This is a genomic window from Nocardia jiangsuensis (assembly GCF_042650385.1).
GTDB lineage: Bacteria > Actinomycetota > Actinomycetes > Mycobacteriales > Mycobacteriaceae > Nocardia > Nocardia jiangsuensis.
This window is the reverse complement of record NZ_JBHSAX010000006.1, coordinates 1-21245: the sequence shown is the minus strand read 5'-3', so window position 1 is coordinate 21245 and position 21245 is coordinate 1. Positions and strand designations below refer to the sequence as shown.

Annotated in this window: 19 protein-coding genes; 13 read left to right on the top strand and 6 right to left on the bottom strand. The window is 70.7% G+C overall.

What is annotated here, in order from left to right:
- Positions 1-501, bottom strand: a complete 501-nt coding sequence (locus ACFO0B_RS06575) for an SLOG cluster 4 domain-containing protein (RefSeq protein WP_378611406.1) — start codon at positions 499-501, stop codon at positions 1-3.
- Between the two features lie 8 nt (positions 502-509).
- The gene (locus ACFO0B_RS06570; RefSeq protein WP_378611405.1) at positions 510-1793 is read right to left on the bottom strand and encodes a hypothetical protein; all 1284 of its coding nucleotides are present in this window, start codon (positions 1791-1793) and stop codon (positions 510-512) included.
- A 397-nt stretch (positions 1794-2190) separates the two neighbouring features.
- Between ACFO0B_RS06570 and ACFO0B_RS06565 the strand changes: the two genes are divergently transcribed.
- From ACFO0B_RS06565 to ACFO0B_RS06540, 6 genes are all read left to right on the top strand, one after another.
- Positions 2191-3399 (top strand): cytochrome P450, encoded by a 1209-nt coding sequence (locus tag ACFO0B_RS06565; RefSeq protein WP_378611404.1) that lies wholly within the window; start codon positions 2191-2193, stop codon positions 3397-3399.
- Positions 3396-4625, top strand: a complete 1230-nt coding sequence (locus ACFO0B_RS06560; protein WP_378611403.1) for a cytochrome P450 family protein — start codon at positions 3396-3398, stop codon at positions 4623-4625. Before ACFO0B_RS06565 ends, ACFO0B_RS06560 begins: the two co-directional genes overlap by 4 nt.
- Positions 4622-4948 carry a hypothetical protein gene (locus ACFO0B_RS06555; protein ID WP_378611402.1) on the top strand — a complete coding sequence of 109 codons (327 nt, stop codon included), beginning with the start codon at positions 4622-4624 and terminating at the stop codon, positions 4946-4948. Before ACFO0B_RS06560 ends, ACFO0B_RS06555 begins: the two co-directional genes overlap by 4 nt.
- 14 nt (positions 4949-4962) lie before the next feature.
- A complete protein-coding gene (locus tag ACFO0B_RS06550; protein ID WP_378611608.1) occupies positions 4963-5823 on the top strand; it encodes an SAM-dependent methyltransferase in 861 nt (286 codons plus the stop codon).
- A gap of 70 nt (positions 5824-5893) precedes the next feature.
- The gene (locus ACFO0B_RS06545; protein WP_378611401.1) at positions 5894-6466 is read left to right on the top strand and encodes a hypothetical protein; all 573 of its coding nucleotides are present in this window, start codon (positions 5894-5896) and stop codon (positions 6464-6466) included.
- Between the two features lie 126 nt (positions 6467-6592).
- Positions 6593-6892, top strand: coding sequence for a hypothetical protein (locus ACFO0B_RS06540; protein ID WP_378611400.1), 300 nt, complete (start codon positions 6593-6595; stop codon positions 6890-6892).
- An 80-nt stretch (positions 6893-6972) separates the two neighbouring features.
- Here ACFO0B_RS06540 and ACFO0B_RS06535 read toward each other — a convergent pair whose 3' ends face one another.
- The 4 genes from ACFO0B_RS06535 to ACFO0B_RS06520 form a co-directional block, all read right to left on the bottom strand.
- Entirely contained in the window at positions 6973-7725 is a 753-nt protein-coding gene (locus ACFO0B_RS06535) for an MmyB family transcriptional regulator (RefSeq protein WP_378611399.1), read from the bottom strand.
- Between the two features lie 308 nt (positions 7726-8033).
- Positions 8034-9062, bottom strand: coding sequence for a GAF domain-containing protein (locus tag ACFO0B_RS06530; RefSeq protein ID WP_378611398.1), 1029 nt, complete (start codon positions 9060-9062; stop codon positions 8034-8036).
- Positions 9063-9120: 58 nt separating this feature from the next.
- Positions 9121-9909 (bottom strand): SDR family NAD(P)-dependent oxidoreductase, encoded by a 789-nt coding sequence (locus tag ACFO0B_RS06525; protein WP_378611397.1) that lies wholly within the window; start codon positions 9907-9909, stop codon positions 9121-9123.
- A gap of 184 nt (positions 9910-10093) precedes the next feature.
- Entirely contained in the window at positions 10094-10837 is a 744-nt protein-coding gene (locus ACFO0B_RS06520) for an MmyB family transcriptional regulator (RefSeq protein WP_378611607.1), read from the bottom strand.
- A gap of 718 nt (positions 10838-11555) precedes the next feature.
- On the opposite strand from ACFO0B_RS06520, the gene ACFO0B_RS06515 reads away from it, so the two are divergent.
- The 7 genes from ACFO0B_RS06515 (at position 11556) to ACFO0B_RS06485 (ending at position 21226) form a co-directional block, all read left to right on the top strand.
- Positions 11556-12458: a hypothetical protein gene (locus tag ACFO0B_RS06515; RefSeq protein WP_378611396.1), complete on the top strand. Its 903-nt coding sequence runs from the start codon at positions 11556-11558 to the stop codon at positions 12456-12458.
- Positions 12455-13690, top strand: coding sequence for a cutinase family protein (locus ACFO0B_RS06510; RefSeq protein ID WP_378611395.1), 1236 nt, complete (start codon positions 12455-12457; stop codon positions 13688-13690). The genes ACFO0B_RS06515 and ACFO0B_RS06510 overlap by 4 nt, the downstream gene beginning before the upstream one ends.
- On the top strand, positions 13687-14823 hold the full coding sequence (locus ACFO0B_RS06505) for a lipase family protein (protein WP_378611394.1): 1137 nt from the start codon (positions 13687-13689) through the stop codon (positions 14821-14823). The genes ACFO0B_RS06510 and ACFO0B_RS06505 overlap by 4 nt, the downstream gene beginning before the upstream one ends.
- A gap of 374 nt (positions 14824-15197) precedes the next feature.
- Entirely contained in the window at positions 15198-15680 is a 483-nt protein-coding gene (locus tag ACFO0B_RS06500; RefSeq protein WP_378611393.1) for a hypothetical protein, read from the top strand.
- A gap of 2 nt (positions 15681-15682) precedes the next feature.
- A complete protein-coding gene (locus ACFO0B_RS06495) occupies positions 15683-17476 on the top strand; it encodes a BTAD domain-containing putative transcriptional regulator (RefSeq protein ID WP_378611392.1) in 1794 nt (597 codons plus the stop codon).
- A gap of 722 nt (positions 17477-18198) precedes the next feature.
- Positions 18199-19398 (top strand): AAA family ATPase, encoded by a 1200-nt coding sequence (locus ACFO0B_RS06490; protein ID WP_378611391.1) that lies wholly within the window; start codon positions 18199-18201, stop codon positions 19396-19398.
- A 34-nt stretch (positions 19399-19432) separates the two neighbouring features.
- Complete coding sequence (locus ACFO0B_RS06485) at positions 19433-21226, top strand: VWA domain-containing protein (protein ID WP_378611390.1); 1794 nt, start codon at positions 19433-19435, stop codon at positions 21224-21226.
- Positions 21227-21245: the final 19 nt, after the last annotated feature.

Here is a 21245-nt window from a genome sequence, read left to right as displayed (position 1 = left end):
TCACGATGTGCCGGATGTGGACTTGGTTAGGGAGTTTAGTGCGAGGGCGACGGCCTCCTGTGGTGTCGCGGCTGACATCGCTGCGCTGACGGGGTTGCCGTCAGCATCGTGGATCGTCCATCCTCCGATGCTCACGATCGGAGTCTCGCCGCGGCGGTTGGCGAGTGCGAGTTCGGACAGGGTGCCCCACGATCCGCCTACGACGATGACGGCGTCGGCGGACCAGATCAGGATGGCGTTTCGTGCTTCGCCCATGTTGGTGTAGAGCACGGCGGACAAGCCCGCACAGGTGGCGGTGCGGTCGTCGTCGGGGCGCACGCCGATGACGAGGCCGCCCGCCGTGGAGGCGCCTTCGGCGACGGCGGCCATGACTCCGCGTCCGCCTCCGCAGAGCACCGTTGCTCCGGCCTCGGCGAGGAGCTGGCCGATCTGCCGCGCGACGTCTGTGTCGGTGTCGGTGCAGTTGCGGGGACCGCAGACGGCGACCTGGATCGGCGGCACTCGTGCTCCTAGCTGTGGGCTGCGGTGTAGGTGGTGAAGAGCTTGATTCGCTCGGGTAGATCGTGGGTGCTGCGCGAGTTCTGCGCTAGCGATGCCACCTGAGCAGCGGTGGATCGGACCCGTTGGATGATCGGGGTCGTGCGGAGTTCGACCGGCAGGGCGAGTACCCGGCTGAGTCGGCCGGCGGCTCCGTCGAGGTCGCCCATCGCCAGGAGTGCTCGCGCGGCGTCGAGTTCGGCTGCCGCGGAGAACTCCGCGGGGCTGGCGGGTGTGAAGGTCGCGAGCGCGGAGTCGGCGAGAGACAGCGCGAGTTCGTTGTGGTGGCGTCCGCCGATGGCGAGGTGGGTTTCGGCGGCGTAGTAGAGGGCTTTGCCGGGTTCGAACCACATCACACCCCGGCTGGAGGGGGAGGTTGGCTCGACGTGGTCGATCGCGCTCATCGCGGTATCGAGTGCTCGTAGTGCGGCGCGATTGTCGGAATGCGCTGCTCGGGAGCGGGCGAGCTGGCTGGCGAGCCGCAGGACCGTCGAGGGATCGTCTTCGTCGGCGAGCCCTATGTCGGCGTAGTCCGCAGCGCGCTGGTAGTCGCCAGCCCAGTAGGCGATGTTGGCCTGTACCCAGCGCACGTAGGCGCGTAGCTGGTTGTTCTCGGCGTAGTCGGCGGCGAACCAGGCTGTGCGGGCGTGGGTTTCCGCGTCGTAGGTGCGGCCGAGATCGGCGCAGGCGTGGGCCAGGAGGGCGCATATCTGACCGGCGATCAGATAGAGGTCGGGCAGGTAACGGGGGCGTTGGCGGCGGTCGAGCAGGTCGAAGATCTCGCGCCGGGCCCGAGTGAGGTCGGGAATCAGCTCCAGCGGGGACTTGGTGAGGTGGTCGGCAGCGAAGCGGCGCACGTCGGCGTGGAGCTGGTCGAGCACGGTGCTGTCGACGCCTCCACCGCCACTCTTGATCCAGCGAGCGGTGTCTTCGGTGGACATGGCAATCTCCCGGTTGAGGTGCTCCACCGAGGATAGCGCCGGTGCAGTCTCGGCCTCGGTCGGCGCGGAGACGAGGGTGTCGAAATCGAGCTGCCAGACGATCTCGGCGACGCGGCGAGCTGCCGGGCGGGCATCGCGGGTGGTGCCTGCCATCCAGCGGTGAAGCTGGCGCTCGCTCAGCGTGACGGACTCGCGCTGTGTGCGGGCGATGTGGTTGAAGAAGGCACACCACTCGCCGACGCTGCGGGAGCCGATGCGTTTGTCGGGCTGGTGGACCAGGGTTTCGAGCACGGTGCGGTGTGAACTCGCAGCCATCCGGAATCCTCCCGATCGGTGGTGGACCCACCATAAGCTGCGGTCGAGCCGCCGGGATGGTTCAGCGCGCGATGTCAGAGATAAGTCAGAGCAATGTCTGGCCGGTGACATTGTTGTGGCAGAGCGTGATTCGTGAAGGTAGTCGCAACGGATCCGAATGGCGGTCGAGTGCTGGGGGCCAGCAACTACCGGTGCACTGCTCGCCGTCGTTTCCGCGCTCGGCCGATTCCCGGCCCGATTCCGACATTGGGGATTCTCCGCATTGAATACCGTCCCGGCCAGTCCGCGCTCGTCCTGTCCCGTTCGAGGTGACCTCGATACTGCATCTCCTGTTCCGTCCCCCTATCGCCCCGTAGCTGTCGGTGAGCCCGACGATGCCGGCGCCCTGCGAGTCGAATTGTTCTCGGAGGAGTTCGCTGCCGATCCGCACAGCGCTTACCAGCACATGCGAGAGCGGCTCGGACCGGTGGTTCCGGTCTGGCTGGCTCCGGACGTACCGGCGAACTTGGTAGTCGGATATCGGGAGGCCCTTGCGGTCTTGCACGATCCGGAGCGTTTCCCTGCGGACCCCTCGCGGTGGGAGCAGACCGCGCGCCGCGACAGCGAGGTGTATCCGGTGCTGGCCCCGCGCCAGAACGCCTTACGAACCGCGGGCACCACCCATGCTCGGCTGCGGGAGGCGATCACCGCGTCGCTGGCGGGAGTGGACCTGTACGCGGTGGAGCGGGCGGTGGACCGGGCCGCCGAGAAGCTGATCCACCGGTTCTGCCAGCGGGGTAGCGCCGAGATCCGGGCCGAGTATGCCTTCCCGCTGACGGTGCGGGTGATGTGCGAGCTGCTGGGCATAGAACCCGAGGTGGCCGAGCAGGTGTGGCTGGAGATGGCCCGCATGCTCGACGGCGACGGGCAGGCCGGGGCACGGTTCGGGGCGGCGCTGTACTCAGTCGCCCAGGGCAAACGCGCCCGGCCCGGCCTGGACATGATGTCGCGGCTGGTCGAGCACCCGGCCGGGCTGAGCGATGCGGAGGTGGTCGATCAGACCGCGCTGCTGCTGGGGCCGGGAACCGAACCGACCTGCAATCTCATCACGAACACGGTGCTGATGATGCTCAGCGATGAGCGTTTCGCGGCCGGGCTGGTGGGCGGCGGGCTCTCGATCCGTGACGCGATCGAGGAGGTGCTCGCCAAGGACACCCCGTTGCCGAACTTCTGCATCTCCTATCCGCGTCAGCCCCGCCAGCTGGGCGGGGTGTGGCTGCCCGCTGATCAGCCGGTGGTGATCAGCATGGCCGCCGCCAACAGCGACCCCGCCGCCGGTGCCCAGAATGCCGATGGGTGGGGTAATCGGGCGCATCTGTCCTGGGGTGCCGGACCGCACGCCTGCCCCGCACAGGCCGTCGCGGGAGTGATCGTCGCCCGCGCGATCGAGCAGCTGCTCGACGCCCTGCCCGAGCTGGAACTCGCGCCGGGCCACACCCCGATCTGGCGGCCCGGCCCCTTCCACCGCGCCCTAGCCCAACTCCAGGTCCAGTTCCCCGCCGCCGACATCGGCGAGCTGGCGATGCCCCCGCTCAGGCCGAACGACAACGAAGGAGCCACCTCGTGACCGAACTGGTCTTGACCGGAGTCGATTTCGCCGCCGAACTCGCACAACTGCGCGCTACCGGTTCAGCGGCGCGCGTCGTGCTGCCCGGCGGCGTGCGGGCGTGGGCGATCACCGACGGTGAGCTGCTCAAGCAGGTGATGACCGATCCCCGGGTCTCCAAAGACGCTCGCAGGCACTGGCCGGATTTCGATTCCGAGGCCACTCGGGGGTGGGTGATGTATCCGTGGGTGGCGGTGTCCAGCATGCTGACCGCGTACGGGGCCGAGCACCGGCGGTTGCGGACCTTGGTATCGGCGGCATTCACCCGCCGACGGATCGAGGAGCTGCGGCCCCGGATCACCGCGATCGTCGCCGAGCTGCTCGATGAGCTCGCGGCGGCCCCGGTCGGTGTGAGCGTGGATCTGCGCGCGCAGTTCGCCGACGAGGTCCCCAGCCGGGTGATCTGCGAGCTGCTCGGCGTGGCCGCCGAGCGCGCCCGGCGCCTGTGCGAGCACACCGCAGCAATTCTCGACACCACGCTCACCCCGGAGCAGGCAGCCGCCAATTTCGCCTCGCTGTACGCGGTGCTGGCCGAGACCCTCGCGCACAAACGCGCCCATCCCGGCGACGACGTCGCGACCGCGCTGATCGCCGCCCGCGCCGACGACGGTGACCGGCTCAGCGAGCAGGAGCTCGGCGACACGCTGCTGCTGTTGGTGACCGCGGGCTATGAGACCACCGCTCATCTGCTCGACCAGGCGATCGTGGCGGTCCTGGCCGACCCGCAGCTGCGGATCGACCTGTTCATGGGCCAGCACGACTGGCCGGAGGTCATCGAAGAGACCCTCCGGTTGAACCCGCCCCTGATCCACATGCCCTTCCGGTTCGCCACCACCGACATCGACCTCGGCGAGGTCACGATCAGCCGCGGCGAGATCATCCTGGCCTCCCTCGCCGCTGTCGGCCGCGACCCCGGCGTCCACATCGACGGCGAGCTGTTCGACCCCGGGCGGGAGAACAAAGCGCACCTGGCCTTCGGGCACGGCCCGCACTACTGCCTCGGCGAGCCCCTGGCCCGGCTTGAAGCCGAGATCGCCTTGCCGGCCCTGCTCGCGAGGTTCCCCCAGATGACCTCCACGGGCGAGCCCGCCGCACTCGCCCGGCGCCCGAGCCTCATCGTCAACGGCCACAACGCCATCCCGGTGCGGCTGAACCCGCCCTCGGACGCGGCGGCGGTGGCTCGGTGAGCGCCGCGCAGGCCGCGCTCGCGGTGCTGATCGCGGCTCCTGTCGTGGGGTTGGCCGGGCTGCTGTGGTGGCCACGCCGCGCCCGCGAGCCGGTCTCCGCCACGGCGTTCCACGCCGCCCCGGTCCACCAGCTGACCGTTGACGAGGCATTCGAGCTGATGCAGCGCCACCAACGCTGCAGCGTGATCGATTGCCCGGCCAAGGAAGCCGCCCGCACAGTACTGGCCGCAGCCCAGCCGATAGACCTCGCACCGCAACGGGAGCCCTCGATCTACCCGCAACCGGCGTGGGCGGCCCCGACCGGACCCAGGCCAGGCTCGTGAGACTGACCTCAGGTATGGATAGGAGCTCCGGTTCGGTGGACAGTCCACCTGATCTCGGTATCAACCGTGCTCACACCGCACGGGTGTCCAACTACTTCCTGGGCGGCAAGGACCACTACGACCTCGACAAGCTCGCCGCCGAGCAGGTCATCGCCGCCTTCCCCCACGTCAGGACCGCCGCGCGGGAGAACCGCGCCTTTCTGGCCCGCTACGCTCGCCACCTCGCCCTGGCCGGGATCGATCAGGTCCTCGATGTCGGCTGCGGCATCCCGCACGAGCCGCACCTGCACCAGATCGTCCAGGAGGTGACTCCGGCCGCGCGGGTGGTCTACGTCGACAACGATCCGATCGTGGGTGCCCACGCCCGCGCCCTGCTCGTAGGCACCCCGGAGGGGCGCGTCGCCTACGTCGACGCCGACCTCACCGACTCCGCCTCGATCCTGACCGCTCCCGCGCTGACCGACACCCTGGACCTGACCAGGCCGGTAGGGGTGTCGTTGATGGCCGTGCTGCACTTCGTCGGAGACGAGCGGGCTTATGAGATCGTGGCCGCTCTGCGGCAGGGGCTCCCCCCGGGCTCGTGTCTGGGGCTGTCGCATGCGACCGGGGATTTCGACGAGGCCGGTACCGCTGCGGTCGTGAAGATCTACCGCGAGCACGGCATCGACGTCCACCTGCGTACTCGTGACGAGGTCGCGCCGTTCTTCACCGGTCTCGACCTCCTCGACCCCGGGATCGTGCCCGCGCACCGCTGGCTGCCCGGCAACGGCGAGGAACAGCCCCGCGGCGAGGGCGTCGCGTCGCTGGCGGACCGCCTCGACTCGCGAGTCTCGCTCTACGCGGGCGTGGGACGGATACCGCAGGTGCACCGATGAACACCGGCTCGCCCGCCCCGCTGGCGAGGAGACGAGCGCGGTGCGCTCCCGCTCCGGCAGCGGTCCCGCGATGACCACCTTCCTGACCACCGTGTTCGTGGTGTGCCTGCTGTTGTGGGGCGGGGCCCGGATGATGACCTGGGATTCCCCGCGCCATCGCACCCCGGCCCGCCGACCCGGACGACGCAGACACCGCCCTCACCGGCTCGAGGCCGGTGACTACCCGCATCTCCGAGACCACCGAAGGGCCACCCGCAGGGCCGACATCACCCGGCCCCGGGCTCGCATCACCTCGACCTCGGCGCTGGTCTCCGTGCTGGCGGGTGTGGCGACGGCCTGCACCGGTGGATCGCTGCTGGCTCAATCCTGGGCCGCCTGCGTGCTAGCTCGCGGCCTGATCGCGGCGGCCTACATCTTCTGCGCGCATATGCCCGCGATGACCACCCTTGCCACTGTGTGGTGGCTGTTTGTCCACAAGATCGCCGCGCGAACCGCGACACCCGGGCGGGGGCGCACCGTAGGCGTAACGGTGGCGGGGTGTGTGGGCAGTGCCGTGCTCATCTGGGTGTATCTGGCGTGGAAAAACGTGCCCGGCGGGGGCTACCTGCCGCTGTTCTGTAGCCCCGGCAACATCGCGCTGTAGGGGGCCCAGGGCGATCCCCCGAATCGGTTGCCCACTGGCCCGGACAGCACCGACCGTTCGCCGTGGGTGCCTGACCATCCCGCATGGTTGCGACGAACTCGAAGTTAAGGAGAGGAGCCAAACCCGATGAGCACCAGGGCAATAGGAGTCATCTACACGACGGTCAGCAGCGACCGTGCGGGTGCCGAGGCGACGATCACGACACTGGCCCGCGGACTCGACGTCGAACTGCAGACGGTCCTGGTCCTTGAGCCCGGGACCTACATGCCCACCACCTTGGTGCTGACCACTCTGCGCGAGCGGGGCGCGAGCACCGTGATCGCCCCCAGCCCCGATCACCTCGCCGGGATCGACAACGCTGTCACGCTGATCGCCGACGTCATCACCCCAGAGGGCATGGTCGCCCGGCGTGAGTTTCGCTGCTGACCGGCCGCTGTCCGTACCGGTCCGACCGAAGGGGCGCCTGCATTGCCCAGGTTGGCGATATGGCGAGAGGACGCCTCCGGTCAGGCGGTAATCCCGAAAGGGACGCGGTCGTAGATGCCGGTCGCGACGAGGATGTCGTCACGATCGGCGACCTCGGTGATCTGGAAACTGAGCGGCATCGGCGCGGTGCTGTCGGGGTAGAGGGGACGCAGCGTGGTCGTGGCGTGGCGGCTGTAGCTGACTTCCAGGCGGGTGGACTGCCAGAGCCGTTCGAAGTCGTTGTCGGTCAGCAGGTGTTCCAGGAGTCGTCGCGCTTGCGGTGTGTCGCGGTATCGCCCGAGTGCCGCGCGCATCGCTGTGACGCATTCGCGAGCTTCGTATTCCCAGTTCGCGACGACTCGCCGGCCGGTGGGGGAGAAGAGCCAGAGCGGGAGGTTGTCGTCCGCCTCCCCGAGATCGGGGAAGGCGAGGCGGAATGAGGGGTTGCCGTGCAGCACGGTGGCCAGCGGGTCGAGGTACGCCGTGGGTACATGCCGGAGGCCGAGCCGATTGAGGTGCTCTCGGATCGCGGGGGTGTCGAGGTGGCGGCGGAGTTCCTGGGCGGGCAGCAGCTCGGCGGAGGGCTCCCACAGCTGCTGGGTGTGGCGCTTCTGGGGCGGGTCGAGCTGGTAGACCGCCATGAGAACTTCAAGGACTTTGCGTGTCGGCCGCATCTGTTGTCGCTCGATGTGGCGCAGGTAGGAGGAGCTGATCCCGGCGGCGTGGGCAGCGGGTTCCTGGGAGAGGTCGAGGCGTTTGCGGACCAGGGTGAGCCACCGGTAGAGGTCCGGCATCGGGTCGTCTGCAGGGGTTGAAGGGGACGGAGTCATGGGTTCGCTTTCGACGTCGAAGAACCCCCCACGTAGAACTAGCATTCAGGTGAGGTGTTCCGGGGACGCTTCAAGCGGCATGACATTCGATGCCGACAGGACTCCGCTTGCGGGAAGCGGAAGCGTTTGCCGCCGACTTTAGTCACCCGGACCGCAGTCTGCAATATTGCGACCGCCATATTGCAGATCGTGGAAAGCCTGACGCGCCATCACAGCCGGGTGCGCACACGGCGAGACCGAGGGGCCGTTCCGGAGCGCGGAGCGGCCCGCGATCAGGCGGGCGATGCTGGATTGCCGGGGCCGGTGGTGGGGCGCAGTGTGACCAGGGCGGCTGTGGTGGAGCGGTCGAGGTCGATCGGTTTCGCGCTGATGTCGAGGGTGAGCCAGGAGCCGTCGAGGGCGCGCATCCGGATCTGGCCGTGCGGCGAGCCGTCGAGGACGGCTCGGGCGGTGGGGATGTCGTCGGGGTGTATGGCGGGGGCAGGTTGCCCGGGGAGCGCTTGCCAGGCGAGGCGGGGCAGTGGCGGGCCGATCCAGCGCAGCAGCCGCAGGGTGGCGGGGTTGACGATGGCGTGGTGCTTGCCGTCGGCGGCGATGCGGTCCATGACGCGGTGGTCAAGGGTGTCCGAGGAGGGGGCGGTGGGGTTGTCGGTGGCGGGGCCGATGTCGTGGGTGATGCCGCGTATCAGGTGATGCGGAGTGCCGTCGGGGCCGGGTTTGGTCATCTGGCGGCACGAGTAGTGCAGGGCGCGTTGCTGGCCGTCGGGGCGGGTCAGGGTCCACAGCGATTGGGTTTCCTGGCCGTCCTCGGCGCGCACGATGCGGGCCAGGGCGGTGCCCTCGTCGCGGTGGTTGGAGACCAAGGGGGCGGAGTAGACCCCGGCGATCGATTGCTGGCGCTGTTCGGCGTGCTGGTCGGCCGGGATGCCGTAGACGGTGAGGAGGTCGTCGCTGCGCAGGCTGGTGTCCTCGGTGAGGTCGAACAGCCAAGCCCCGGCGAGATCTCGCGCTGGCACCTCCTCGTCTGGACGGCCGCACCAGACCATGAGCCCGTGCAACCGGGGCGCCGATATCGTGAGGGGCACAGCGATGGTGCGGCGTGACCCGTCCTCGGAGATCCGGTCTATCGTGCTCTGCTCGATGGTCAGTTCGGTGATCGCTCGCCGGGTCTCGGCCAGGGTGACGTGGTGGCGGACGATGTTGCCCAACGGAACGAACTTCTTGGGGGTGTGCCCGAGCGCGATCACCGTGGGCTCGTGCCGTCCCCCGAACGTTTCGATGAGCAGCCATTTCGCGGCCATAGGCCCTCCCCCCGGAGAGTTCGATCAGCGGCCTACCCTCGGTCCGGCACGCTGTTGATCAAGACAGCTTTCCGGCGAGCTTAATGAGCCGCTCGTAGCGTGCACCAGCGAGACGTGCTGTGATCTCGGCCAATTGGGCATCGGCTCCCACCAGCACCCGTGCGGACCCGCGTTCGACTCCGGTCAGGATGATGCGGGCGGCCTGATCGGGGTCGGTGCGGGCCACGTGGCCTTCAAAACGCGACACCGTCGCCTCGCGGTCGATGCCGGGAGCGAGCAGCGCGGCGCGGGCGATCGAGGTGCGGATGCCTCCGGGGTACACCCCGACCGCCGCGATTCCGGTGCCTGCCAGGTCGGCGCCCAGGGCCTCGGTGAAGCCGCGGATGGCGAACTTGGCCGAGGTGTAGGGACCGTGGCCGGCCGCGGCGACCAACCCGAGTGCGGAGGAGAAGGTCACGATCCTGCCCGGGGTGCCCTGGCTCAGCAACTGGGCCAGGAAGGCTTTGGTGACCTGCACGGTGCCGAAGAAGTTGGTGCGCAGCACGGCGTCGAAATCGGTGAGCGGTGAGTCGGCGACCGAGCCGACGTGCAGCACACCGGCGCTGTTGATCACCGCGTCGATGCGGCCGAAGTGCTCGACGGTGCCGGTGGCGTAAGCCTGCACCTGCGCGCGGTCCCCGACATCGAAGACCGACACCGTCGGTGCGTGAGGCCCCGTGCACAAGGCGCGGGTGTCCTCGACCGCCTGGCAATCGATATCGGCCAATGAGAGCCGGGCACCGCGGCGACTCAGCTCCAGGGCCAGAGCCCTGCCGATCCCGGCTCCGGCACCGGTGATCGCGACCACCGACTCGGCGAAGAACTTCGGTGAATTCCGCCGCCCCCGCAGCGCCGCGACAGCATTGTCCCTGATACCCCGTACTCCACCCATGCCCGCGAGCTTACGCAGACCTGCGCCAGCGAACCTGGTGTGGCGTAACGGCATCAGCGCGGCGCGGGCGCGTCAACGATCTCGGCGAGGGCGCGGCGGCTCAGGCCGACGACGGGCCGGTGTAGGGGTCGCGCAGGGCGGTGCAGAACTGGACGTTGTCCTCGCACATGGCCTTGCCGAGCTGGATGCTCAGCGTGTAGCGCTCGCCGGTGCGCTGGTCGCGCAGATGGACCGGATTGCCGGGGCCCCGGCCGTAGGCGACGGTGATGGTGCTCTTCCAGCGGGCACTGAAATCGGCCGAAGCGCGCAGCTGACGCAGCAGCTCGTGGGCACGGGGATCGGCGCGGTGACGTCCCAGTGCCGCTCGCAGCGCCTTGGTGAAATGCGCGGACTCGTCGTCTCGATGAACCAGGGCCCGGACCGAGGGCGAGTCCTTCTTGCCGGGGTGGAAGTGCCACAACGCCAGGTTGTCGTCGAAATCGCCGAGGCCGGGAAACGCCTCGGCGAAGCGGTCGTTGGCCGCTACCACGTTCCACAGCGGGTCGATGAACGCGCACGCCACCCCGCTGTCGTCCAGGTGAGCGAAGCTGGTTCGCCACTCCGGCGCGGCGGCCCGCTCACGCAACTCCGCCAGTGGTGCCAGGGGTACCGGCGCCTGGGCGAGCTCGCGAGTGAACCGCTCCTGCGCCCGGTCGAGGTCGAAGCCCACCACGATGCTCTCCAGAGCCTCCGCCGTGACTTCGAGCTGGCGGATTTCTATCCGTTTGACGGTGGCGTCGCTCATATGCAGGCGCTGGGCGGCGTGTAGGCGCGTCCACCCGTAATGAATTCGGAGCTGACGCATCCAGCGGCCGATATTCGGCACCTCCACCTCTACCTTGTTGCGGTGATAACCCGGTCGCTTGGCACACCGAGAATCGGGTGTGGTTCGGGAAGTCCCGGTCATGTTCGCCCCTTTCGCCTTCCATCTCGGGGAAACCCGGAAGTCTCATCGAGCGCCCTACGCTCAACCGGCCATTATTACCAGAGGCTGAGATCGGCGGCAATGGCACCCCGCCTGGGGGTGTTTGGGAGGCTGCGGACTGCCAGCGCGGCTCCCGGGTGCCGCCCGGCCGCTAAATCTCGGCGACTCGACCGTCCAAATCGTGACCCCTTTTCGTCATCGTCGCTGCTCAGGATCGGTGACCCTTGGGGTATAGAAATGGACGGCCATTTCTGTGCCCCTTGTTGTTCTAGCGTTCGAGCCTATGCCGGGGTTGTGATGGTGGAGCAACTGAAACTGCTCCGGAAGGAACGAACTGTGGATCTGTACGGAATTCTGTCGCTGATCGACGTCGCCGCGTCGGCGGTCTCGAATGTGCTGGCGGCGGGCTCCCAGGTGATCGGCCTGGTGCTGTCGTTCCTCTGATCGGCGGCGCGATCTCGCGCTGATCCGAGGAATTCTGCGGTGGGTCGCTCGGTTGTGGTCGGGCAGCCGGGCGACCCCGAATTCGGCGTGCGCACTCTCGCGCATCGCTGACTCTGTTCTTCTCTTTCCTTCTTCGTCCGAGGGGTTATTTGTCATGCCCGAAAACGGGAAACAATTCGTGCCCGCCTCCGCGCTCCCGGGGCGCGGCTACCGGCCAGCCACCGGCCGCGGCGAGCACGGCGCGCGTCCGCTGCGAGGCGGCCGGCTGCTGGTGCTCGGCGCGGTACCGGTGGCGCTGATGCTGACCGGTCCGCTGGCGAGCGCGGCGACGCTGGACCCGATCGCCGATCAGCCCGGGGTGACCGCCCCGGCCCAGCCCGGCACCACCGCTCCCGCCCCGCCTCCGCCGCCGCCGCCGGAGCCCGCGGTGGTCTACCCCGAGCAGCCGCCCGTGGTCCGCAACGGCCCAGCCCCGCGCCCGGCGCCCTCGCCTGCTCCCGCACCGTCGGTGCAGGTGGTCGAGCTGCATTCCCCGGAGCCGGTGCCGCCGGTCGCGCCGATCGAGCCCCCGCCGGACACCATCCGGGTCGGCAACTGGCAGACCCCGTCCCCGGAGTGGCTGCCCCCGGAGATCCGCGACACGATCAACACCACCGCCGCCAACGCCGAGGCCCAGGCCGCGACCTTCCTGGACTCGGTCGGGCTCCCGGCCGGGCGCTCGGACCGGGTCGCCGGTGCCACGATCGCCGGAGCCGGTGCCGGTGGCGCGATCGGCGGCGCGCTGGCCGGTGCCCCGGCAGCAGCGGCGGGCGCGGTCGCGGGCGGGCTGGCCGGAGGCACGATCGGCGGCATCGCCGGTGCCGCACTGGGCACGGTGGTGACCGTGCCGGTCATCGGCACCATCACCTCCGGGGTGGCCGGGACCGCGCTGGGCGCGGCGGCCGGGGCTGTCGCGGGCGCGATCGTGGCCGGGGTACCCGCCGCCGTCGTCGGCGCACTGGCCGGTGGCACGGTGGGCGCGGGCTTCGGGGCCGGTGCGGGGGTAGGGCAGCCGTGAGCCGGATCCGATTGCTCACCGCCACGGTGCTGGCGGCCAGCGCGAGCGTGCTGTGCGCACCCGGCTCGGGGTCGGCGCAGCCGCCACCGAGCGGGGTGAGCTGCCCGGCGCTGTGGGTCCTCGGGGTCCAAGGCACCGGCCAGTCCTCCCCGCAGGCATCGCCCACCGCCGACACCGGGATGCTCGGCGCACTGCTCGCCCCGGTAGTGGCCGCCGTCCCGGATCTGGTGCAGCGCATCTACATCGCCTACCCCGCCGGGTTCGGCGGCGCGCTGGGCACCGGCGGCGGCCCGGTCCCCTATGCCGAGTCGGTCGCCATCGGGTTGGCCGGCCTCGGAGCCGCTGCCGCCGAGGTTACCGCCGCCTGCCCGTCCACCGCCCTCGCCGCGGTCGGGTATTCCCAAGGCGCGCAGATTGTCTCGCAGTTCGCCCGCGCTGTCGGTGCCGGGGAAGGCCCGGTCGCGCCCGAGCGGATCGCCGGGGTCGCGCTCTACGCGGACCCGGATCGCGCTCCCGGGACGGCGACCTTCCCGGGGCGTCCCGGGCAGGTGAGCCCCGACCCGGCCCCCGGCACCGCCGGGGTGGGGGTCGCGGCGGTGCAGATCACCACCGCTCCGGCCTCCGGCGGCGGGCTCGCCGCGGGCGGCTCGGACTACGGGGCGCTGACCGGCCGGGTCGCCGACATCTGCACCGAGGGTGACCCGAGCTGCTCGGCACCCGATCACGCCGCGCTGCTGCGCCTGGCCGCCGGAGTCGCCGCCCAGGCCGATCTACGCGACCCGCTCACCGCGCTGGGCTCGCTCCAGGCCGTGTTCTCCGGCGTGCTGGGCGATGCCTGGACCACTGTGGTGAACCAGGACTTCACCCTGGGACCGGCCGGAGTGGACTACGCCCCGCAGGCGAGCCTGGCGGCGCGGCTCACCGCGGCCGCCGATTCCAGCACCCCGCCTCCGGGCACGGAGGAGGTCGCCGCGGCCTCGGTTCGGTGGGCTCAGATCACCGCCCTGGTGGGCGCAGATCCGGTAGTGCAGCTGCCGAAGCTGGCCGGACAGCTCTCCGGCGCCTGGGGGCAGCTGCTCGCCGACAACGCCGACGTCGGCAATCCGGCGGTCTGGCTGCGCTACTCCGACGCCATCGCCCGCCACACCGGCTACGCCGCCGCCGGGCAACTCGCCAGCGGCGTCGCCTGGCTCATCGCCCTCGCCCACGACCTCGCCGGGAGCCACCCATGAACAACGACGACTTCTACGATCCGCCCGAACTCGACGGCTACCAACCCGGCACGATGGTGCGCACCCGCCCGGTCTTCGTACCCCAACTCACTGACGCCGCCGGAGCCTGGCAGGTCATCTACACCAGCACCACCTCGCGCTCAGAGACCTTCGCCGCCTCGGGCATCGTGCTGCTGCCCGAGGCGGTCGCCGACCCCGGACGGACCGCGATCCTGGTCTACTGCCCCGGCTTTCGCGGACTCGGCGGAGTATGCGCGCCCTCGCAGATGCTGGCGGTCGGCACCGAACCCGACATCACCGCCATCGAAGCGGCCTTGGCGCGCGGCTGGGTGGTGGCGATACCCGACGGTGAAGGACTCGGCGTCACCGGCCGGGGACCGCACCCGTTCCTCGCCGCACGGGCCGGTGGGCGGGTCGTGCTCGATCTCGCCCGCGCCATCTACCGCGACGCCAACCTGGGCGCGGCGGTCGCGCCATTCGTCGCGTGGGGCTACGCCGACGGCGGGCGCGCAGTCGCCGCCGCAGGGGAACTGCACCCCTGGTACGCGCCGGAACTCGACATGCGCGGCATCGCAGCCGGAGCAGTGGTCTCCGACCTGGCGGCACTGGCACCGGCCTTCAGCCGGGGCGTAAGCGCCGGGCTCGGGCTGGCCGCCCTCGTGGGGCTCTCCCGCGCCTACAGCACGCTGTCGCTGCGTCACGTGCTTACCGAGGACGGGATGGCCGCCGCCGAGGCGGCTCAGCACCTCACCGCGGCCGAGCTGCTGGCGCGGTTCCCGCAACCGCTGGCCTACTGGTGCCGTCGCCCGGACCCGTGGAACGACCACTGGTGGCGGCGGGTGCTGGCGCTCGAGACTCTCGCTCACACCAAGCCGCATGTGCCGCTGCACCTCTATCACGGCAGTGACGACGTCATCGTGCCTGCCCAGGCGGGGCGGCGTGCGCTGATCGCCTACCGCCAACGTGGCACTCAGGTGGACTGGCGGGAGTATCACGACGACCACCGCGCCACCGCGGCCTCTGCCACTCGCGATGTCCTCGCCCGCCTCGGTGAGGACATCGGCGACCGGCCTTCCCGGCCCAGCCGGCCGATCGACGAGCGCGAGCCCGGCGAGCCCGCGAGCCGCCTTTGACTCCCTCTCCGGGGGGAAACCTTGCCCGCACCCTACTTCCCCGGGGTGCGGGCAGGCGCGGTCGATCAACCTATGCGGCAACGCTTCCCGAGGAGGCGAGATGAATGACGAGGTATCCCGACGATCCATCCGATGACGACGCCGATGTGTGGGTCGACCTGCCCCGGGCCCGACCGGAGCTCCAGGTTGTCGCCGGTGACGGCTCCGGCCCCGCTGTCGATGGGCCCGCTCGATCGTCCGCGTCGCAGGAGGTCTGGTTCGCTCCGTTGCGCGATGCCGACGCTTCGGGAACAGCCGTCACCGGCGGGTTGTCCCGATGGCGGGTCATCGGCCGGTATCGGTTGCCGCGCGGGGCCTGGGCTGTTCTGGGGGCGGTGATCGCCGTACTGGCCGGGGTCCTGGTGGTCACGCCGAGCGGCAGCCATGACGGCGGTCAGCAGGTCCAGTCCACCGCCGCACCGCCGAGCCCGAGCAGCCCGGCGCAGGGACAGGGGCCGTGCGCTGGGCTTTCGGGCGAAGTGGTCACCGACCGCGCCGGTGACCCCGCCACGCTGGCCGGGGTAATCGCGGCGTTCGAGGCCGCCTATTTCGTCGACCGCGACGCCTCGAAGGCGATGCCGCTGCTCGCACCCGAGACCGGGATCACCACCGACGCTCTCGCCGCGGGCATCGCCAGCATCCCGCCGGGTACCCGGCACTGCGTGGCCATCGATCCGATCGCACCGGGCACCGCGAACGTCCACATTGCCGAGGTGCACCCGGACCGCACGCGCGTGGACTACCTCCAGCTGATCAACACCCGCCCCGCCGATACCGGCCCAGCGCTGCTGATCTCGAACTTCCAGAAGCGGGGATAGCCATGAGATCGGGCTCGCAGGCGCCCCTGCTGATCGCGGTCGCCGGACTGAGCCCCCGGGCCGGGACCACCACGACCACCGTCGCGCTCGCCCACGCCTGGCCCGGCCCGGAGACCGCGCTGATCGTGGAAGCCGACCCCGCAGGCGGTCAGCTCGCCGAGATGGTCGGCGCGGACCCGTATCTGGGACTGGCGAGCCTGGCCCGGCGAACCGGCCCCGGTCAGAACGTCACCCCGGAGCTGCTGGCCGAGCACGTGCAGTTCCTGCCCGGGGGTGAGGCGGTGCTGGCCGCCCCGCCGGGCCGCGACCCCGTGCGAGCCGTCCCGGCCGCGGAACTGCTCACCGATCCGGCGGTGGACTGGCGGGGTCTCGGGGCGAGTGTGCTCGCCGACTGCGGTGTGCCCGAGCCGGGCTCGCACCCGGTCATCGAGGCCGCCGACGGGTGCCTGTTCGTCGTGCGCGCCGAGCACGTCGACCCCGGGCCCGCCCTCGCGCGCATCCGTGCCCTCACCCCCTACGGCTGCCCCCGGGGCGTCGTGCTCATCGGCGGCACCCGCGACTACGCCACCGCCCTCGGTGTCCCGGTCGTGGGGACTCTGCCCGTCACCCGCGCCGGTTCCCGAGCGCTACTGACAGGCCGCCGTACCCGGCGGTCCTCGCAGCTGCTCCCGTCCGCTCGGTGCATCGCCACCGCCGTTCAGCTGCAGCTGCGTGCGGCCCACCGCCCGCCCCGCTCCGCGCCGCCGCTCGCGCCCCGCCACGACCAGCGGCGCCGCCGTGACGACACCGAGCCGACGATCTATTCGATCGCCCCGCCGCCACCGCGCCCGCCCGCGCCGGAGCCCGTGGTCGTGGAAGCACCGGTGCCCAGCGCGGACCCGCCCGGCCCCGAGGATGTCCTCGCGGGCGAAGCCGAGGTCGCCGGCCAGCCTGGCGAGGGCGGCCTCGCTGCGGCGCCGGAGGCCCGCCCGGACCCCGTTCCAGCTGGAGTCGGCTCGCCCGTCCTGTCGGTTTTCGTGTTCGGGGCGACGAGGGTGTTCTGGGCCGCGCCCGAGTCGAGTGAACCGGTGGAGGTCACGGGCCAGTTGCAGCCGCGCAGCCGCGAGATCGTGGCCTTGCTGGCATTGCATCCGGAGGGGCTGAGCCGATCCCGGGTGATTGATCTGATCTGGGGCGCGCACTCCCCGCAGCGCTCGGCCGCGCTGAGCAATGCCCTCTCGCGGCTGCGTGCCTCGATCACGACCGCCACCGGCGGTCAGCTCACGGCGGTGTTGAGCGATGACCGGCTGCACTGCCGCCTGTCGGGCACCGCGGTGAGTGTCGACTACTGGCAGTTCCTCGCCGCTGTCGCCGCGCGCCGCCGCGCGGGCACCGACACCGACCGCAGTGCCGCGTGCCGGACCATCACCGCCATCGCCACCAGCGACCTGGCCGAGGACCTCACCGGCTCCTGGGTCGAACCACTGCGCGAATCCGCCCGCCGCGACGCCCACAACGCCCTGGACTGGCTGGCCACCCACGACGCCGAGGACGACCCCCGCGCCACCCTCGGACTGCTCGAGACGACCGCCGACACCGACCCCTACAACGAGACCGTCTGGCGCGACATCCTGCGCCAGCACGCACGCCTCGGCGAATACGCCGCCCTCGCCCGCACCTACACACTCATGACCCGAAAACTCCGCGAGATCGGCGAAACCCCGAGCCGGGAAACCCGAGAACTCCTCGAACGCCTCCGCCGAGGAGAAAACCGAGCCCATTCCACCTCGACCCCGGATAGGCCGGGCAGAAACTGAACCGCACACCCCGGGATACGAAATGGCGGGTAGTATATTCTGTGGGGCCAGCTGAATTCGGGGCGGTAATTCGCCCGCAGTCGGCACTCCTTCATCGTCTTCTGACGAAGAATCCCTTCGTGGAATATCGGTTTTAGCCGATTCGAGTTTCTGGGCGACGCATTTTGCGAGTTGCCGTGAAATCTTTCCGTCCGATACGTGGCGAGATGCATGGGGAAATACGTGCAGAAATACGCGGGGCGATCAAATGCCCCCACTCTGCGGCGGCATATACGCAGGTAGAGGTGCATTTTCCCGTGTGGATGCCACCCGGGATTGTCTACACACAAAGCAGTGTAGACATGCGTCGCCGGGGCTTGGCTGCCGATCTGTGCTGCTCTCCATACTCTATGTCCTGCTTTTCCGTTCGCCCGTTCCTCTCTGTTCTTGTTCTCGTTCTCGTTTTCATGTGTTTTCTTCGCTTTTTGCCCTGGGTGGCCTGTGATCGTGCGCAGGCATCGGCGTGCGTGCTCCTGGTTCGGGTTGCGCAGCGCGACTCGCTGTTGTCCGGAAGAATTCCGGGAAATTCGCGCATTTTCGGGGTTGTGAGGCTGTTCGAGGTCGAGCTAGCGTCGAGCCGTTCCCGGAATTCGCCGGGGAATTCGCAAAAATCCGAATGGCGGCCCCGCCGCACCTGTGCCGAATAGGCGCGGGAATTCGGAGCCGATTTTCCAGGAGTTGCCATGCCCACCACACCCGCCACCGCCACCGCCGCACCGGCCGCCGGTCGTCTGCCGAACGGGGAATTGCGGCGCATGGTCGCCGCTGCGCTGGCCGCCGACCCGGGCCGCGTACAGTCCCCCCGCGAAATCGCCACCGGGCTGGGCCGGTCCTCCGGGGCGGTCGGTAACGCCCTCGAGGCGCTGACCGCCGCCGGGCACGCCGAGCGCACCTCGGCCGCCCCCCGCCGCTACCGCGCCACCGCTGCCACCGCCACCGCCGCCGCACCGGCCGCCACCACCCCGGCTCCCGCGACGCCGCCCGCCCCGGCGGCCTCGGCCCCCGGCGCGGCGGCGAAACCGGCCCGCCGCCGGAAGAAGACCACCACCCCGGCCGCGCCTGCCACCCCGGCGGCCCCGGTCCGCACCGGCAACACGGTGGCCCGTCCGAACGGGCAGGACTACCACCTGCGCAAGCTGGCCGGGCGCGCCGATGTCGAGGTGCTGCAAACCATGCGCACGGCCGAGGTGCCGGTGCTGCTGTACGGGCCGCCCGGAACGGGCAAGACCTCGCTCATCGAGGCCGCCTACGGCGACCTGCTGACCGTGCAGGGCGACGGGGACACCACGGTCGCCGATCTGGTGGGCGAGTACACCCAGAACCCCGACGGCACCTTCGTTTTCGTGCACGGGCCGCTGGTCCGGGCCATGCGCGAGGGCCGGGTGCTGTTCATCGACGACGCGACCCTCATCCCGCCGACCGTGCTCTCGGTGGTGTACCCGGCGATGGACGGCCGCCGCGAGATCGTGATCAAAGCCCACGGCGGCGAGGTGGTCAAAGCCGAGCCCGGGTTCTTCGTGGTGGCCGGGCACAACCCCGGCGTGCACGGGGCGGTCCTGTCCGATGCACTGGCCTCCCGGTTCGCCTTCCAGGTGGCCGTGGGCAGCGACTACGACCTCGCCACCCAGCTCGGGGTCGACCGGCGCGCGGTGAAGGTCGCCCGCGAGCTGGCCGCCCGCCAGGACAAGGGCGAGGTCGGGTGGGCACCGCAGCTGCGCGAGCTGCTCGCATTCGCCAAGATCGCCGCCGCCACCGATCACGGCACCGCCTTCGCCAACCTCGTAGGAGCCGCGCCGGAAGAGGACCGCGACGTGGTGGCCGCCGTGGTGAAAACCGTATCCGGCCGCAGCCACACCCCCCTCGCCCTCGGCCCCCGCCTCTGACCCGCCCGCCCCACACCGAAAGGCACCCGCCGCCATGACCGGCCACGTGATCACCACCCCACCCGCCGCCCCTGCTGCCCCCGCCGCCCCGGGCACCGGCACCGCCGCACCCGCCCCGACCGCTACCACCGCCCCCGCTGCCCCTGTCGCGCCCGCCCCGGCGTCGGTCCCGGTGACCGGCGGATGGGCGAGCCTGTCGGCCGCGATGACTGTCGAGGCCGCGCCGATCGCCGACCGTGACGACCTGACCGTGTCCATCGCCCCCGGCGCGGCGTTCGGGAACCCGGCGGTGTTCGTCCCGAGCCGCGCGGTGATCGAGATCGACGGCACCCGCCTGCCGATCGACCCGGCCGACGCGCACCCCGAACGCAACAGCGACCGCAACCGCTACCCGGCGGTGTGGGGCGCGCTGGTCCACGAGTGCGCCCACGCCGCACATTCGCTGTGGAAGCCGCCACTGGTGGCGCACCCACAGGTGGTCGAGGCCGCCTACCTGCTCGAAGAGTCCCGGATCGAGGCCGCCCACATCAGCCGCCGCCCTGATGACCGGCACTGGTTGCGCGCCTGCACCACCGAGATCGTGATCGGGGACAACGGCGGCGCACTCGCCGCCGCCGCGATACCGGCCACCCCCTACCACGCTGCCCGCAACGCCGCCCTCATCCTGGCACGCCAAGACGGCGGCATCCTCGAGCCGGGCGAGTGCGCGCCCGCCGCCACCGCGATCGAGGCCATCCTCGGCACCGACACCCTCGCCAAGCTGCGCGCCATCTGGCGCGAGGCCCACACCGTCGCCGACACCGACACCGCCGCCATGCTCGAACTCGGCCAGCAATGGTTCGACCTCATCGGCCCCGAGCCCCACATCGACCCCGACCCGGGCTCGGTGCTGGGAGCCGCGATCGAGGCCACGGTGACCAACGTCGGCGACGCTGCGGCCGCCTCCCCGGCCGACCCCGACCCGGCCGAGGTCGCCGCCGCCGCACGCGAGGCCGCCGAACACGCGGCGAAGGCGGCGAAAGCGCAGGCGCGCAGAGTGTTCGGTGACGCATCGAGCCGGGGCCGCACCGCGAGCCGCCGCAGGACCCGCTCGCCGCGCCCGGACGAGCGCACCGCCGCGCGGGTGCTGGCCCGCGCTCTCGACAACGCCGCCACCCGCGAACGGGTCACGGTGAGAACGACTTCGGCGCTGCCGCCGGGCCGGTTGCGGATGCGTGGCGCGCTGGCACGCGAGGCGCAGCGCGCCGCCGGGGCGATCCCGACCGCCGAGCCGTTCACCCGCACCACCCGCAAGACCGTGGACGTGCCGCCGTTGCGCGTCGGGATCGCCTGCGACGTGTCGAGTTCGATGGGCGACTACGCCGCCCCGGTGGCCTCGGCCGCGTGGATCATCGCCCACGCCGCCGAGCTGGCCGCCATGCCCGCCGACACCGCGACCGTCACCTTCGGGGCCTCGGTCAAACCGATCACCTACCCCGGCACCGCCCCGCGCCAGGTCACCGACTTCGACTGCCCGGACTACCAGCACGTGATCGATACCGCTGTGAATGCCCTCGACGGTGCCCTCGATCTGGCCCGGCCCGGCGCGACCCGTCTGCTGGTCATCATCTCCGACGGCTTCTACTCCGGCCGCGAACGCGACAACGCCCAGCGCCGCGTCGACGCCCTGCGCGCGGCCGGGTGCGCGGTGCTGTGGCTGGCACCGCACCAGCACGGAGCCGAGGACCCGGATCCGCTGGAGGGGGTCACCGTGCACCTGGTCACCGACCCCGCCACCACCGCCGCCGCCATCGGCCGCGCCATCGCCACCGCTGTACGCGCCGCCTGACCGTCCCCCGGGTGCCCCG

What these genes read in the sequence shown, in the direction of transcription:
- ACFO0B_RS06570 (WP_378611405.1), bottom strand. Translation starts at nt 1,793, where the DNA reads ATGGCTGCGAGTTCACACCGCACCGTGCTCGAAACCCTGGTCCACCAG.
- ACFO0B_RS06550 (WP_378611608.1), top strand. Translation starts at nt 4,963, where the DNA reads ATGGATAGGAGCTCCGGTTCGGTGGACAGTCCACCTGATCTCGGTATC.
- ACFO0B_RS06545 (WP_378611401.1), top strand. Translation starts at nt 5,894, where the DNA reads ATGACCACCTTCCTGACCACCGTGTTCGTGGTGTGCCTGCTGTTGTGG.
- ACFO0B_RS06540 (WP_378611400.1), top strand. Translation starts at nt 6,593, where the DNA reads ATGAGCACCAGGGCAATAGGAGTCATCTACACGACGGTCAGCAGCGAC.
- ACFO0B_RS06535 (WP_378611399.1), bottom strand. Translation starts at nt 7,725, where the DNA reads ATGCCGGACCTCTACCGGTGGCTCACCCTGGTCCGCAAACGCCTCGAC.
- ACFO0B_RS06530 (WP_378611398.1), bottom strand. Translation starts at nt 9,062, where the DNA reads ATGGCCGCGAAATGGCTGCTCATCGAAACGTTCGGGGGACGGCACGAG.
- ACFO0B_RS06520 (WP_378611607.1), bottom strand. Translation starts at nt 10,837, where the DNA reads ATGCGTCAGCTCCGAATTCATTACGGGTGGACGCGCCTACACGCCGCC.
- ACFO0B_RS06515 (WP_378611396.1), top strand. Translation starts at nt 11,556, where the DNA reads ATGCCCGAAAACGGGAAACAATTCGTGCCCGCCTCCGCGCTCCCGGGG.
- ACFO0B_RS06505 (WP_378611394.1), top strand. Translation starts at nt 13,687, where the DNA reads ATGAACAACGACGACTTCTACGATCCGCCCGAACTCGACGGCTACCAA.
- ACFO0B_RS06495 (WP_378611392.1), top strand. Translation starts at nt 15,683, where the DNA reads ATGAGATCGGGCTCGCAGGCGCCCCTGCTGATCGCGGTCGCCGGACTG.
- ACFO0B_RS06490 (WP_378611391.1), top strand. Translation starts at nt 18,199, where the DNA reads ATGCCCACCACACCCGCCACCGCCACCGCCGCACCGGCCGCCGGTCGT.
- ACFO0B_RS06485 (WP_378611390.1), top strand. Translation starts at nt 19,433, where the DNA reads ATGACCGGCCACGTGATCACCACCCCACCCGCCGCCCCTGCTGCCCCC.